General features: G+C 62.0%; 12 protein-coding genes and 2 pseudogenes. 13 read left to right on the forward strand and 1 reads right to left on the reverse strand.

Features of this window, described 5'->3' with window-relative positions:
- Positions 1 to 62: 62 nt before the first annotated feature.
- Positions 63 to 808: pseudogene (locus tag DVS29_RS20615) on the forward strand (transposase family protein); the annotation flags it as partial.
- Between the two features lie 339 nt (positions 809 to 1,147).
- On the opposite strand, the pseudogene pelG reads toward DVS29_RS20615, so the two are convergent.
- Positions 1,148 to 1,624 (reverse strand): annotated as a pseudogene (pelG, locus tag DVS29_RS37360) (exopolysaccharide Pel transporter PelG); the annotation flags it as partial.
- Here pelG and DVS29_RS37365 point away from each other — a divergent pair.
- From DVS29_RS37365 to DVS29_RS20680, 12 genes are all read left to right on the forward strand, one after another.
- On the forward strand, positions 1,571 to 2,104 hold the full coding sequence (locus DVS29_RS37365; protein WP_164707948.1) for a hypothetical protein: 534 nt from the start codon (positions 1,571 to 1,573) through the stop codon (positions 2,102 to 2,104). The pseudogene pelG and the gene DVS29_RS37365 sit on opposite strands and share 54 nt — an antisense overlap.
- A 43-nt stretch (positions 2,105 to 2,147) precedes the next feature.
- On the forward strand, positions 2,148 to 2,378 hold the full coding sequence (locus DVS29_RS20630; RefSeq protein ID WP_118182342.1) for a hypothetical protein: 231 nt from the start codon (positions 2,148 to 2,150) through the stop codon (positions 2,376 to 2,378).
- Positions 2,379 to 2,542: 164 nt separating this feature from the next.
- Positions 2,543 to 3,799 (forward strand): acyltransferase family protein, encoded by a 1,257-nt coding sequence (locus DVS29_RS20635; protein WP_118182343.1) that lies wholly within the window; start codon positions 2,543 to 2,545, stop codon positions 3,797 to 3,799.
- A 99-nt stretch (positions 3,800 to 3,898) separates the two neighbouring features.
- Positions 3,899 to 5,140, forward strand: a complete 1,242-nt coding sequence (locus DVS29_RS20640; RefSeq protein ID WP_118182344.1) for an acyltransferase family protein — start codon at positions 3,899 to 3,901, stop codon at positions 5,138 to 5,140.
- Positions 5,119 to 5,946 carry an ankyrin repeat domain-containing protein gene (locus DVS29_RS20645; protein ID WP_118182345.1) on the forward strand — a complete coding sequence of 276 codons (828 nt, stop codon included), beginning with the start codon at positions 5,119 to 5,121 and terminating at the stop codon, positions 5,944 to 5,946. Before DVS29_RS20640 ends, DVS29_RS20645 begins: the two co-directional genes overlap by 22 nt.
- A gap of 344 nt (positions 5,947 to 6,290) precedes the next feature.
- Positions 6,291 to 7,061, forward strand: coding sequence for a glucose-1-phosphate cytidylyltransferase (gene rfbF, locus DVS29_RS20650; protein ID WP_118182346.1), 771 nt, complete (start codon positions 6,291 to 6,293; stop codon positions 7,059 to 7,061).
- On the forward strand, positions 7,043 to 8,122 hold the full coding sequence (gene rfbG, locus DVS29_RS20655; RefSeq protein ID WP_205962486.1) for a CDP-glucose 4,6-dehydratase: 1,080 nt from the start codon (positions 7,043 to 7,045) through the stop codon (positions 8,120 to 8,122). The genes rfbF and rfbG overlap by 19 nt, the downstream gene beginning before the upstream one ends.
- A gap of 4 nt (positions 8,123 to 8,126) precedes the next feature.
- Complete coding sequence (gene rfbH, locus DVS29_RS20660; protein ID WP_118182348.1) at positions 8,127 to 9,446, forward strand: lipopolysaccharide biosynthesis protein RfbH; 1,320 nt, start codon at positions 8,127 to 8,129, stop codon at positions 9,444 to 9,446.
- Between the two features lie 31 nt (positions 9,447 to 9,477).
- The gene (locus DVS29_RS20665) at positions 9,478 to 9,915 is read left to right on the forward strand and encodes a GtrA family protein (protein WP_118182349.1); all 438 of its coding nucleotides are present in this window, start codon (positions 9,478 to 9,480) and stop codon (positions 9,913 to 9,915) included.
- A complete protein-coding gene (locus DVS29_RS20670; protein WP_118182350.1) occupies positions 9,912 to 10,865 on the forward strand; it encodes a glycosyltransferase family 2 protein in 954 nt (317 codons plus the stop codon). Before DVS29_RS20665 ends, DVS29_RS20670 begins: the two co-directional genes overlap by 4 nt.
- Complete coding sequence (locus DVS29_RS20675; RefSeq protein ID WP_118182351.1) at positions 10,858 to 11,988, forward strand: NAD-dependent epimerase/dehydratase family protein; 1,131 nt, start codon at positions 10,858 to 10,860, stop codon at positions 11,986 to 11,988. Before DVS29_RS20670 ends, DVS29_RS20675 begins: the two co-directional genes overlap by 8 nt.
- A 47-nt stretch (positions 11,989 to 12,035) precedes the next feature.
- Positions 12,036 to 13,841 (forward strand): thiamine pyrophosphate-binding protein, encoded by a 1,806-nt coding sequence (locus DVS29_RS20680; protein WP_118182352.1) that lies wholly within the window; start codon positions 12,036 to 12,038, stop codon positions 13,839 to 13,841.
- Positions 13,842 to 13,897: the final 56 nt, after the last annotated feature.

The following is a 13,897-nucleotide window of genomic DNA, read 5'->3' on the forward strand; positions in this document are numbered from 1 at the left end:
GTCGATGTGCGCCAGTCGGGCTTCGCTGGCAGATGCGGCACGGCAGGCTGAAGACTTGCTAAGCGCCGCGTCTGGAGAGCCAGATCGGCCGCTATGCGCACGCGAAGCAGTACAAGCGGATGAAGAAGGCGCTGCGGACCCTGCGCTCGCGCGTGGGCCGTGTGATGCGTGACGTCGAACGGCAACTCGATGGAGTGGCGCAGCAAAGCCGCGCGGCGCTGGAAGAATTGATCGGCCGTACGAAGCGGATTCTGTCGCAGAAGCAAAAAGACAAGAACAAGCTGTACGCACTACACGCGCCGGAAGTCGAGTGCCTGGCGAAGGGCAAAGCCCGCAAGCCTTACGAATTCGGCGTGAAGGTGTCGATCACGACGACGCATCGGGAGGGCTTGGTGGTGGGAGCGCGCTCGATGCCAGGCAATCCGTACGACGGGCATACGCTGGCCGAAGCATTGGAACAGGCGGCGATCTTGAGCGACGTTCAAGCGGAGATTGCCGTCGTCGATCGCGACTACAAGGGCGTCGCCGTTGAAGGCGTGAAGGTCTATCACCCGGGCTTGCGACGCGGTATTACGCGCGGGCTGCGAGCAATGATCCGGCGTCGCAGCGCGATCGAGCCGGCCATCGGCCACATGAAGGCCGGCTCGATCGCAATTGGCTCAAGGGTTCGTTAGGCGATGCAATACATGCGGTGCCGTGCGGCGCTGGCCACAATCTGCGGATGATCCTGCGCAAGCTGCGGCTTTTTTACGCCCTGATTCTCATCGCTTTGATCTGCTCCCAAACCGCTGCGCTCTCGGCGGCGTAGCTTCATCTGCGTGACAAAACGAATTGTTCAGGGCCGACTATTTATCAAGTGCGAGACGGAACCGTTTTCATTCACCTCGTGGTTGATACGAGACGCGACCTGCAGTCGCTTCTCCAGAGAATTGTGCTTCGACTGATGTAAATCCGTCGCGGCGACTATCCAATAACCAGCACGAAATCAGCCAATTGTCGCCTGCAAGACAATGTCTGGCCGAAACTTCGGCTTCTGCTGGTCTGTGACAGTCGCAACCCTTCTCCCTTCCCCGCTTCCAGGCGCTGCGATCCAAATCGACGGCAATACCGGTTGAGCGATGCCGACCATGGTCCATTCTTCCACCTGTCATTGCAGCATGAATGTCTCATACTCCAGCACGTCGAGCTTGCGATCGAGCAGGTAAAGGCTCGCCAGCGCGACAACGAGCTGTGAACCTGCGAACCCGTAGCCATACCACGCCGGATTCAGCGCGAGCGTGACGCTGGTCAGGATCACGTTCAACACCACGAAGCCGCCGACGAGCCCCGTCACGATGAGCCGCCGGTCGAGATAGAAGAACACGTTGATCACGCCCATGAACACCATCTGCAGGCCGGCCGCGATCACGTCGACGTACAGCGGCGGCAGATACAGCGCGGAAATGCGCAGCCATGCGAGCACCACCGCGCCCACGGCGAACAGCAGCATCGCGGCAATAGTCTGCACCCAGATGATTGCCCACGGACCGATGCGCGGAGCCTCGACCATCGCGTTACGCATCCGCTCGATGTGCTGCAGCGACGCCCCTTCGTGCACAGCGTTGTAGTATTCGACGAGGTCCGTTCGGGAGGGTGGCTGGCCAGCTACCCGCTTTTCACCGAAGCGCTGCATCACGGCGAAACAAGCTTCCGCGCGGCGCCGGAGCACGTGCGGCGGGTCATCCTGCAGCGTGTGCCGCGGCACGACACCACGCCGGACGAGATCACGGTGCACCTGAAGGACCTCGGCGTGACGTTCGTCGAACTGTGCAGCCGCACGGTGGACGAAGCGGTTCAGGCATTTCTCGCGAGCGAAGGCGGCAACGCTTCCAGCGCACCGCGTCTCGACGAACTCGCCGCGCAGATTCCGCGCACCGTAGCGCCGCTCGTCGCGCGGCCGCCGCGCCTGCTGCGTCCCGGCCTCGGCATCTTTCTCGACGGCTGGATGCGCTTTTTCTCGTACCGCGCGCGGCGACACGACCATTCCGCTCGTCGCGGTCGATTGGCCCGCGCTGTACGAACGATTGAAATAAATCGAGGCCAAGATGGTCCGTCAGCCTGGTGAGAGACCCGACGCTACCATGCAGAACAGACCCATACAACGACCCATGAACGCAAGGCCCCATACGAGTTCCTTTACGAACCCCTACACTCCGCAGAACGTCGAAGCCGCGATCTCGCATCTTGAGCACGTGCTGAAGGCGGGTGGCGCAACGCAACTGTTCAATGGCGCGTACTGGCGCGCCCGCATCAGCCAGGCTTCGGCGACGCCCGGTCTGCTGCCCGCGCAGCGCAGCCGGCTCGAGCGTCTGTTCGGGTCCGTTGCAGTGGAGGCGTAAACAACAAGCACGGCGCGCGGCGATATGCGCATCAAGCGCCCTGACCACGTCGACCTGCGCCTCCCACACGTGGCGAAAACATTGCACGGCTTGCCGATCACGGTCTAGCCAGCGAAAACCTCAAGGGGTATCGTTAGCAGCGGCAAAGGATTTGGACCTCGACCATGCGACCGACGATCCACCCGTTGACGAGCCTCAGAGGATTCGCCGCCCTTCTGATTGTCGCCAATCACGTCACGTTGCTGATGCTGCCGCTCGGCGCCACATCGGCTAAACCGGCGCTCATCAAGACGGGCATTCTGGGCATGACGATGTTCTTCGTGCTCAGCGGCTTCGTGATGTACTACAACTATGCACACCGGATCGCCGCCAACCGTTCGGAAGGCATCGCGCAGTTCCTGTGTGCACGTATCGCGCGCCTCTACCCGCTGCTGATCGCCTATGTGCTGTTCAACTTCGTCCTGAACATCTGCCGGTCGTTGTCGAACGGCGACACCTCCGGCGCGTCCCTCTATGTCGCCACGTTGCCGCTTTATCTCCTCGGCGTGCAGTCCTGGGTGTATGCGGTCGTCCAGGACGTGAACGTGACCGTGTCGCAGTATTTCGGCAATCCGGCCTGGTCCGTCAGCACGGAACTGTTCTTCTATGTGCTGTTCGTGCCGCTCATCGTGATGCGCCAGCAAAACCAGCCGTCGATGTCGCGCGGGCTCTTCATCGTCGTTGCGTCGATTTTCGCGCGCGCGATGTTTCTTGTCTTGGCGGATTCCGATGCAACGCAGCACTGGATCGCGGCAACGCTTGGCGAATCGAGTTCGCTTGGTGTCTATTCCTGGCTCGTCTATTACTGCCCTTATGGCCGTTGCTTCGAATTCCTTGCAGGCATGGGGATTGCTGAGATGTGGCTCGCGCGCAAGCAATACGCTAGCGCCATGGCTATGGATCGGCTCGGCCTGCTAGCCGGCGTCTGCGCGATCCTCTACATCGTCGCGTCGTTTTTAAGCGAGATCGTGTTTTCGATGCCGCGGTTCTTCGAGAATACGGCCACGCACTTCTTCTATATCGCCGCGGTACCGCCGGCCATCTATTTCCTGATCCGCGAGCAGAGCATCGCATCGAAGCTGCTGTCGCTTCCGCTGCTATTGTTCGTCGGCGACATCAGCTACTCGCTGTATTTCATTCACACGCTCGTCTTTCCGCTATTCCGGGTCGACCCCGGCCTGAACCTCAAGGAACACGTGCCGATGATCCTCGGGCGCGTCGCGGTGTTTCTGGCGATCTCCACCGTGCTTTCGGCACTCGTCTATCGAACCCTGGAGAAGCCGGCCCGCGCCGCCATCATGCGGCGCCTTACTGCGAAGCGCGCACGAATGCTCGAGGTGGCGCGAGGCATCGAGCAGCACGAATCGTCGTCGGAAATGTAGGACGGTTGGCCTGGATATGGCCAATCGACTCACACCGGATACGCCTACACGGGTACAATCGTTCGCAGGAACGCGCTCCTCTCTTCTGGAACAGGATCGATGACCACTCGCAAGAACCTCGAAATCGAACGTCTTCGCGCGATCGCCGTTCTGCTAACCATCCTGGTCCACGCGCCCTTCAAACAACTCTTTTCGCCCTACCTTTATTCAAGCTTTACCGGCGTCGATCTGTTCTTCGTCATTTCCGGCTTCGTCGTCACGACCTCCTTTCTTCGGACGTTACCGGCGAAATCCGGCTCAAGCACGCTCGAACGGTTGCAAAACGGCAAGCGGGCGATCGCCGAATTCTATGTGCGCCGCGTGTTTCGCATCGCGCCATCCGCGTTCTTCTATATCGCGCTCTATTGGCTCGTGGCGGTCATCATGGCGGCGAACGGCAGCATCGAGAGCTACGCCAGGCCGCAGGACATCTTTCGCGAAGGCGTCGCGTTCGCAGGCGGCATCTATAACTATGCGATGGTCTATGGCGGCATCACCAGCAACCTCGCGCATTACTACAGCCTGTCCATCGAAGAGCATTTCTATCTGATCGCACCCGTCCTTCTCGTGCTATGCGGCAGCACGCCAAGACGCCTCGTGGCTTTTGGCGTGGGTGTCGCGCTCGTCCTCTTCGTCGCAAGGCCGCTAACCGCGGCCAGCATCGCGAACCTGTCGCATACCCGCTTCGATGAACTGTTTTACGGGGCCATGCTTGCCCTGCTGCTGCCGAGCTATCAACGCGTGCTGGGCTCGCAGACCAACTGGCACAAGCGCGCCGAATTGCCCGGCTTCGTGCTGCTCGCGCTAAGCCCAAGGCTCTATCCGCTGACAAAAACGCTGATCGGCCTTGCGCTATGCGCGCTGCTCACGTTGCTCCCGGGCGTGACGAACACCAAGGTTCTGGATGGCACGAGCGGCCAGTTTTATTTCTCCGTTTCAAGCGCCGCGTTCATCAGCTATGGCGCGGTGTCCACGGTCCTCGTGGCGCTTGCCTCGCTCGAGCGCGGATGGATCGTGCCGGTTCCAGGCATATCCACGTTTCTCGAATACGTCGGCTCCCGCTCCTACTCGCTTTACCTGGGGCACATGCTGATCATCGACGTCTACAACGATCTCTACTTCCGGCTGTACGAATACGTACCCGACTTCTTCAGGCTGACGCGCGCAGGCTATGCGCTGCAGTTCGCGGCCGTCCTGATCGCTTCGCTTTGCCTCGCGGAACTGTCGTACCGGCTTGTGGAAACGCCCTTTAGAAACATCGGCAGACATGTTAGCCGCTCATGGATGCAAACGCCAGCATGAGAATCGCTTCCCTTCTGGCGTTCATTGCGTGCTCCACCGTTCCGCTCAGCGCGCTTGCGCAGTTCGACTACAACGACGACCTGACGCGCGCGGTCGCAGCGCATTACCCCCCGCTGATCCGGCTTCTGATCACCAAGGGCGCACGGCAAAACACCCAGGACGCGCGCGGCGATACGCCATTGATGCTAGCGGTCCGCTCCGGCGACGATGAAATCACCACGCTGCTGATGCAGTATCACCCCAATCCCTATCTGCTCAACCGCTCGAACCATTCCGCGGCAACCGAAGCGGTTCTCGCCGACGACCCCGACACCCTCAAAGCCGTGCTGATGCAGGACGACCGTCTGCAGGTGGCCCAGTCGCTCGGCCTCGCAACGAAGCTCGACAGGCGCCGCACGTTGAACATGTTCGTGCAGCTCTATGGGGCCGCTGCCACCGACGAAATCGGCCAGGGCTTCCTGCGCACGCCGCTGAATTATTTTCAGCCTGGTAGTCAGGTGGCGCTGTCGTTCTCTCCCGCTGAGAATCGCCCCGATGTGTGTGCGACGCCTGCCTCGACACTGCTGCTGCAAGGCAAGATATGCAAGGTAGATGGCGAACGCGTGACCATTGAATGGCAGATGCTGTCCAACCTGAACAACATGGACAGGAAGTGCTCTCCGCAACGGCACTTCCGCCTTGAACGCAAAGCGGACCAGACGTGGGACGCGAAGTACCTGGGCATGTGCGGCATCTCGCCCGGCGACTTTCCCGACGTTCCCACGTCATTCAACTACCGCACCTTCATCATTCCGGAACTCCAGTAGCAGCGCGTCGACACACGTCTCGCGCGCGTCTTGACGGCGATGCACCGGCACATCGCCATGTGTCGCATACCCATTCAATATCCGCTGCGGATACAACTGCCCTAGATAGATTGTCCTAAAGCTAATGTAATTCAAGCAAATATTCAAATAGAAATTCACGGAAATGCATTCTCCAATCTGACGTAAACCCTTAGGCAGCAGCCAGAAGAGCGCCTGAAGCTGTTTCATCTATGCGTAACTCTTAAGCGCAGCATCAAGCAGGCGAAAACACCAAAACAATGCTGGCACTCAAACCGGCATCGCGCTATCTTAGCGCGGTCGGAATACTAAGGACGCCACGAGACATGAAAGCTGTCTTGCTTGCCGGTGGACTGGGCACCCGAATCTCCGAAGAAACGCATCTGAAACCGAAGCCCATGATCGAAATCGGCGGCAGGCCGATCTTGTGGCACGTGATGAAGATCTATTCCCAGCACGGCATCAACGATTTCATCGTGTGCTGCGGCTATAAGGGATATGTAATCAAAGAGTATTTCGCGAATTATTTCCTGCACATGTCCGACATCACGCTCGACATGCGCAACAACAAGATGGACGTTCATCAGAACAGCGCCGAGTCATGGCGAGTGACGCTGGTGGACACGGGCGAGCGAACCATGACGGGCGGTCGTCTGAAGCGGGTCCGCAGCTACCTCGGAAGCGAAGACTTCTGCTTTACGTATGGAGACGGCGTAGGCAACGTCGACGTCACCGCTGCAATCGAATTTCACCGCTCCAGCGGCAAGCTCGCTACCGTCACCGCCACGCAGCAACCGGGACGCTTCGGCGCTTTGGACCTCGAAGGTCATGTCGTGCGCAGCTTTCGCGAGAAGCCGCGCGGCGACAACGCGTGGATCAACGGCGGCTTCTTCATCCTCAACCCGAGAGTGATCGACTTCATCGAAGGCGACGACACCGCATGGGAAGCCGAGCCGCTAGAGAGGCTCGCGTCGAAGGGTGAACTGCAGACGTGGTTTCATCGCGACTTCTGGCAGCCGATGGATACGCTCAGAGACAAGACCTATCTCGAACAGCTGTGGTCCACGGGTAACGCGCCATGGAAGATATGGGTGTAGACCGCGCGTTCTGGCACGGCAAGCGCGTGCTCGTTACGGGACACACGGGGTTCAAAGGCAGCTGGCTGTCCCTGTGGCTCCAGCAGCTTGGCGCGGATGTCGCCGGCTATGCGCTTGCGCCGCCCACCGCGCCGAGTCTCTTCGAGGTCGCGAACGTCGGCGCGTCGATGCGTTCCGTCATCGGTGACATTCGCGATTTCGACAGACTCGCGGGGACGCTGCACGCGCATCGCCCGGAGATCGTCATCCACATGGCCGCGCAGCCGCTGGTGCGACGCTCGTATGAAGCGCCGCTCGAAACCTATTCGACGAACCTGATGGGCACCGTCAATCTGCTCGAGGCCGTCAGGCGCACGGATTTCGCGCGCGCGGTCGTCAACGTGACGAGCGACAAGTGCTACGAGAACCGCGAATGGATGTGGGGCTATCGGGAAAACGACCGCATCGGCGGCTTCGATCCGTATAGCAACAGCAAGGCCTGCGCCGAACTCATTACCGCGTCGTATCGCGACAGCTTCTTCAATGCCACGGATTTCGCGCGGCATCGCGTGGCGCTCGCAAGCGCGCGAGCGGGCAATGTGATCGGCGGCGGCGACTGGGCGCAGGACCGGCTCATCCCGGACATCGTCCGTTCGCTATCCGCGGGCGAGCCCGTCGCGATCCGCAACCCGGCGGCCGTACGGCCGTGGCAACACGTGCTGGAGCCGCTCGGCGGCTATCTGAAGCTCGCGCAGGCGCTCTATGAAAAAGGCTCCGAGTACGCCGGCGCGTGGAACTTCGCTCCAGACGACGCCGATACGCGGCCCGTGCAATGGATCGTCGAGCGGTTCTCGTCGCAATGGGGCGGCCATGCAGGATGGCGAGCGCAAGGCGACGACGCGAGGCATGAGACAAACGTGCTCAGGCTCGATAGCTCGAAGGCCCGCGAGTTGCTCGGCTGGCGACCCCGCTGGCAGCTTGCGCAGACGATCGACCGGATCGTCGAATGGCACCAGGCCTTTATTGACAGCGCCGACATGCATCGATTGAGTCACGCCCAGATTCGCGCTTACCTGGAGTAGATTCTTGACCTCGAACCTCGCACAGCTTCGCACGCAGATTCTTCAACTGGTCAACGAGTACGGCGCGCTAGCCGCCCGGACGCCGGAATTCATCCCCGGTGTCTCCACGGTGCCGCCATCGGGCAAGGTCATCGGCGCCCGCGAAATGGTGTCGATGGTCGACGCATCGCTCGATGGCTGGTTGACGACTGGCCGCTTCAACGATGCATTCGAACAGCGGCTGGCATCGTTCCTCGGGGTCGAGCACCTGATCACGGTGAATTCCGGATCGTCCGCGAACCTCGTTGCCTTCTCGACGCTGACGTCGCCGAAGCTCGGCGACCGCGCGATCCGCCCGGGCGACGAAGTGATCGGCGTCGCCGCGGGCTTTCCCACCACCGTCAATCCGGCGCTGCAGTTCGGTGCGGTGCCGGTATTCGTCGACATCGCGCTCGGCACGTACAACATCGATGCATCGAAGGTGGAAGCCGCGATCACGCCGAAAACGAAAGCGATCATGCTCGCCCATACGCTCGGCAATCCGTTCAATCTCGATGCGATCACGTCGCTCTGCAAGCGCCACCACCTCTGGCTGATCGAGGATTGCTGCGACGCGCTAGGCTCGACCTACGACGGCAAGCTCGTCGGCACCTTCGGCGATATCGGCACGCTCAGCTTCTATCCCGCGCACCACATCACGATGGGCGAAGGCGGCGCGGTTTTCACCAACAGCTACGAACTGAAGCAGATCGCGGCGTCGTTCCGCGACTGGGGTCGCGACTGCTACTGCGCGCCGGGCAAGGACAACACCTGCACGAAGCGCTTCTGCTGGAAGCTCGGCGAACTGCCCGAAGGCTACGATCACAAGTACACGTACTCGCATCTCGGCTACAACCTCAAGATCACCGACATGCAGGCCGCGTGCGGGCTTGCGCAGCTGGAGCGCGCGCCCCGCTTCATCGAAGCGCGCCGGCGCAATTTTGCGTGGCTCGCCGAGCGCCTGAAGACCTGCGAAGCGCAGCTCGTGCTCCCCACCGCGACGCCGAACGCCGATCCGTCGTGGTTCGGCTTTCCGCTCACGATCCGGCCGGAAGCCGGCGTGCGCCGCGTCGACCTGCTGACGTACCTGGACCAGGAAAAGATCGGCACGCGTCTCCTCTTTGCCGGCAACCTGACCCGCCAGCCGTACATGAGCGGGCGCCACTTTCGCGTCAGCGGCGAACTCACCAATACGGACATCGTGATGGAGAACACGTTCTGGATCGGCGTATTTCCGGGGCTCGGCGAAGCACAGCTGGAGTACGCGGCAAGCAGGATCGAAACGTATCTCGGCGTCAACTTCTGATGCCCGGCCCTTCGCCGCTCCCGGACCGGTCATGACGCACAGCCCCCGACGAGCGCTGCTCGCGATCGCGAATCGCCGCACCGGGGGCAAGGGCCTCCGCTTCCTGCTGATCGGCGGGTTCAATACCGCGTTCGCGTACTGCGTGTCGACCGGCCTCTATTACGCACTGACCCGCTGGCTCCACATCGTCGCGATCGGTGCGATCGCCAACGTCATCTGCATTACCGAGGCGTTTTTCGCGTACAAGCTGTTCGTGTTCCGTTCGAGCGGCGGCTGGCTGCGCGAGTACCTGCGCTGCTACGTCGTCTATGGGGGCAACGCGCTGATCGGCATCGCTGGGCTGTGGCTTTTCGTCAACGTGATCGGCGTGCCGTTCTGGATCGCACAGGGCGGGCTTATGGCCGCTGGCATGGTGATCTCGTACGTCGGCCACGACCGCTTCACTTTCAAGGGGGCACAGCGCGGATGAGCAACCGGAAACTGATCAGCATCGTCGCGGGCTGTTTCAACGAACGGGACAACATCGCGGAACTGCATGCCCGCATTACCGAGGCGATGCTTCAGGTACCGCAGTACGCGTACGAGATCATCCTGATCGACAACGCATCGACCGACGGAACGGTCGACGTGATACGCGCGATCGCGAAGCAGGACAAGCGCCTGAAAGCGATCGTCAACGTGCGTAATTTCGGTCACATCCGCTCGCCCTATCACGCGCTGCTGCTCGCCGGCGGCGATGCGGTGATCGGCATGGCGTCGGATCTGGAAGACCCGCCCGAACTGTTGCCCGAATTCCTCCGGCGCTGGGAACAAGGCTTCAAGATCGCGATCGGGGTGCGCAGGAAGCACGAGGAGCGCGGCATCAAGCCGCTGTTGCGCAAGGCGTACTACAAGCTGATCACACGCATCTCCGACGTCGAGCAGGTACAGAACTTCACCGGCTTCGGTCTGTACGACCGTGCGGTGATGGACATCCTGCGCGACATCGACGACCCCTACCCGTACTTTCGCGGCCTCATCTGCGAACTCGGCTTCCCGCGCTCCGAGGTGCCCTTCGACAAGCCGGTCAGAAAGCGCGGCATATCGAAGGGCACGTTCTTCGTGTACCTAGACAGCGCGCTGCTCGGCATCGTCAATCATACGAAGGCGCCGTTGCGGCTCGCAACCGTCATGGGTGTCTGCATGAGCGGCCTGAGCTTTCTGATGGGCATCTACTACCTCGTTCGCAAGCTGATGGCATGGAGCGAATTCCAGATGGGCATCGCGCCGCTCGCCATCAGCCTCTTCTTCTTCCTCGGCATGCTGTTCCTGCTCGTCGGGCTGCTCGGTGAATACATCGGCCTGCTCGTCACGCACACCGTGCGGCGCCCGATGGTCGTCGAACACGAGCGCATCAACTTCGAGAATAGCGATGCATGACATTCCGCACGGCTACTCGCTGTTTCGCGACGATCTGGAGCACGTCTGCCGGGAACTCGCGCCGGTCTGGTCCGAGCTGCGCGGCGCGCATCTGTTTCTGACCGGCGCCACCGGCTTTTTCGGCATCTGGCTGATCGAGTCGGTGCTCTGGGCGAACGACGCGCATCGGCTCGGCCTCACCGTTACCGCGCTCAGCCGCGCGCCCGAACACTTTCTCGACGCGCGCGCGCCGCATCTGCGCGACCACGACGCATTGCGTTTCGTCGAGGGAGACGTAACGGGCTTCGAGATGCCCGCGCAACCGTGCACGCACATCCTGCATGCCGCATCCGAAAGCAATGTGGACCAGCGCGCGGACTGGGCCGAACGGCAGTTGCGTACGTCAATCGACGGAACGCGTCGCGTGATCGAAATGGCCGTCCGGCATCAGTCGAAATCGATTCTGCTGACGAGTTCGGGTTCGGTCTATCTGCCGTCGGAAGGAAGCGACGGCACGCGATACGCCGAAGGTCCGAACGGGCTCGCCGACTACGCATCGGAGCGAACCGTCTACGGACAGACGAAACGCATGATGGAGATCATGACGGCCGCGGCCGCGCAACAGCATGGCTTCCATGCGCGGATCGCACGCTGCTTCGCGTTCGTCGGCCCGTATCTGCCGCTCGAGCACAACTACGCGATCGGCAACTTCATTCGCGATGCGCTGCATGGACGCACGATCGTCGTGGGCGGCGACGGCGCGCCGCTGCGCTCGTATCTCTACGCGGCCGATCTCGTCGTCTGGCTGCTCACGATCATGAGTCGCGGCCGCAGCGGCGCACCGTACAACGTCGGCGGCAACGAAGCCGTATCGATCCGTGAGCTCGCGCAGCGCGTCGCGAAGGCGGCGGGCGCGCCCGCGGATGCCGTCGTCGTCAAGGGCACGCCGGTGCCGGGCGCGGCGCCGTCCGCGTATCTGCCTTCGCTTGCGCGCGTCGAAGCGGAACTGGGTGTACGTGCCGCGATTCCGCTCGACGACGCGATTCACAGGACCCTGGCATGGCACGTCGCACGCGGCGAGCGGAGCATGACAGAAGCGCAGGCGTTCGCGCCATGCGTCAGACGCGCACGCGCGAACCCATGAAGGCCTCGATGTTGGGCGCAGACTAACTTTCGACCGGGCTAACCGAGATGACGATCAGTGTGGCGGACTATGTTTTCCAGCGCGTGGCCGAAGCGGGCGTCAAGGACGTGTTCATGGTGTCCGGCGGCGGCATCATGTACCTATGCGACGCGCTGGGCCGCGCGCCCGGTTTGCGCTACTGGTGCAACTACCACGAGCAGGCCTGCGCAATCGCTGCGGACGCGTATGCGCGCGTGAGCGAAAACCTCGGCGTGTGCCTCGTCACAACCGGCCCCGGCAGCACCAACGCGCTCACCGGGGTTGCTGGCGCGTGGGTCGATTCGATCCCTGTGCTCGTGATCTCCGGCCAGGTGCGAACGGCGATCATGGCGGATTACGGGCGCCAGCGTCAGGTCGGTCCGCAGGAAATCAACATCACGCCGATGGCGCAGCCCGTCACGAAGCACGCGGTGACGGTCACGCGCAGCGAGGACGTTCGCCATGAACTGGAGAAGTGCCTGTACCTCGCGCGTGCGAGCCGCCCTGGGCCTGTGTGGCTGAATCTGCCGCTCGATATCCAGTCCGCGATGATCGAGCCCGACGAGCAGCGCGGCTACGAGCCCGAGCACCGCGCGACGCCGAAGCTCGATCATGATGCGGTCGGCAAGGTGGCGGAACTGTTCGCAGCGGCGAAGCGGCCCGTCGTGCTGTACGGCAACGGCGTGGTGCTGGGCGGCGCGCGTCAGTCGTTCCGCAGGCTGCTGGAAGATCTGCGCGTGCCGGCAATGTCGACCATCAGCGCGCTGGACGTGCTCCCCGACGAGCATCCGTGCTTCCAGGGGCGCATCGGCCCCGGCGGCCAGCGTCGCGCGAACTTCGCGCTGCAGAATTCGGATCTCGTGCTCGCGATCGGCACCAGTCTGTCGATCTCCGCCATCGGCTTCAGCGACCAATTCGCACCGAAGGCAACAAAGATCCTCGTGAACATCGACGAGGGCGACCTCGAGAAACGCAACATCGCGATCGACCTGCCGGTGCTCGCGGATGTGAACGAATTCATCGCGGCGTTTCGCGCGCAGCTCGACGCACGCGGCGCGCTGACCGCGAGCAGGATGCCGCAACGCTGGCTCGACGCGTGCGCAATGTGGAAGCGCGAGTATCCGCCCATGCCCGCCGCTGAGCATCTGCAGAAGGAGCACGTCGACATCTACGCAGCGTACGACGAACTCTCGCGCCAGCTCGGCGACACCGACATCGTCGTGAGCGGCAACTCGCTCGACGGCTGCATCATCGCGTACCAGAACCATCGCGTGAAGGACGGACAGATCGCGTTCACGAGCGCATGCATGGGCGCGATGGGCTGGGACCTCCCCGCGCTCGTCGGCGCCTGCATCGCGGACGATCGCCGCCGCCGCGGTGTGCTCGTCACGGGCGACGGCAGCGTGATGTTCAACATCCAGGAGCTGATGTTCCTCGGTCACAACCGGCTGAACGCGAAACTCTTCATCAGCAACAACGACGGCTATCAAAGCATCCGCAACACGCAGACGCGTTTTTTCGATGGCCGTCAGGTCGGCACTGACGCGCATTCCGGCGTCGGCAATCCGGACTTCGAGCAGCTCGCCGCGGCGTTCGGGCTCAACTATCTGTTGATTTCGACGAACGCGGAACTGAAGGAATCGATCGCGCGCGTGTTCGACGACGATGGCCCGTGGATCGTCGAGATGAGAATCTCGCAGACGCAGCAGCGTTTCCGCGCGAGTTCGTACCGCAAGCCGGACGGCACGCTGGCGTCGCGCCCGATGGAAGACATGGATCCGCTGCTGCCGCGCGAAGAACTGGAACGCAACATGACCCTGTTCGACGACGACTAGCGAGATGCATCCGGGTTGCCACACGAGCGCCGCAAGGCCGCCGACTTCTGACAAGG

The sequence above is a fragment of the Paraburkholderia phosphatilytica genome (genome assembly GCF_003443895.1).
GTDB lineage: Bacteria > Pseudomonadota > Gammaproteobacteria > Burkholderiales > Burkholderiaceae > Paraburkholderia > Paraburkholderia phosphatilytica.

Coding starts and splice junctions, on each gene's coding strand:
- rfbG (WP_205962486.1), top strand. CDS start 7,043: ATGGAAGATATGGGTGTAGACCGCGCGTTCTGGCACGGCAAGCGCGTG.
- DVS29_RS20665 (WP_118182349.1), top strand. CDS start 9,478: ATGACGCACAGCCCCCGACGAGCGCTGCTCGCGATCGCGAATCGCCGC.
- rfbF (WP_118182346.1), top strand. CDS start 6,291: ATGAAAGCTGTCTTGCTTGCCGGTGGACTGGGCACCCGAATCTCCGAA.
- DVS29_RS20630 (WP_118182342.1), top strand. CDS start 2,148: ATGAACGCAAGGCCCCATACGAGTTCCTTTACGAACCCCTACACTCCG.
- DVS29_RS20670 (WP_118182350.1), top strand. CDS start 9,912: ATGAGCAACCGGAAACTGATCAGCATCGTCGCGGGCTGTTTCAACGAA.
- DVS29_RS20680 (WP_118182352.1), top strand. CDS start 12,036: ATGACGATCAGTGTGGCGGACTATGTTTTCCAGCGCGTGGCCGAAGCG.
- DVS29_RS20635 (WP_118182343.1), top strand. CDS start 2,543: ATGCGACCGACGATCCACCCGTTGACGAGCCTCAGAGGATTCGCCGCC.
- DVS29_RS20640 (WP_118182344.1), top strand. CDS start 3,899: ATGACCACTCGCAAGAACCTCGAAATCGAACGTCTTCGCGCGATCGCC.
- DVS29_RS20645 (WP_118182345.1), top strand. CDS start 5,119: ATGGATGCAAACGCCAGCATGAGAATCGCTTCCCTTCTGGCGTTCATT.
- DVS29_RS20675 (WP_118182351.1), top strand. CDS start 10,858: ATGCATGACATTCCGCACGGCTACTCGCTGTTTCGCGACGATCTGGAG.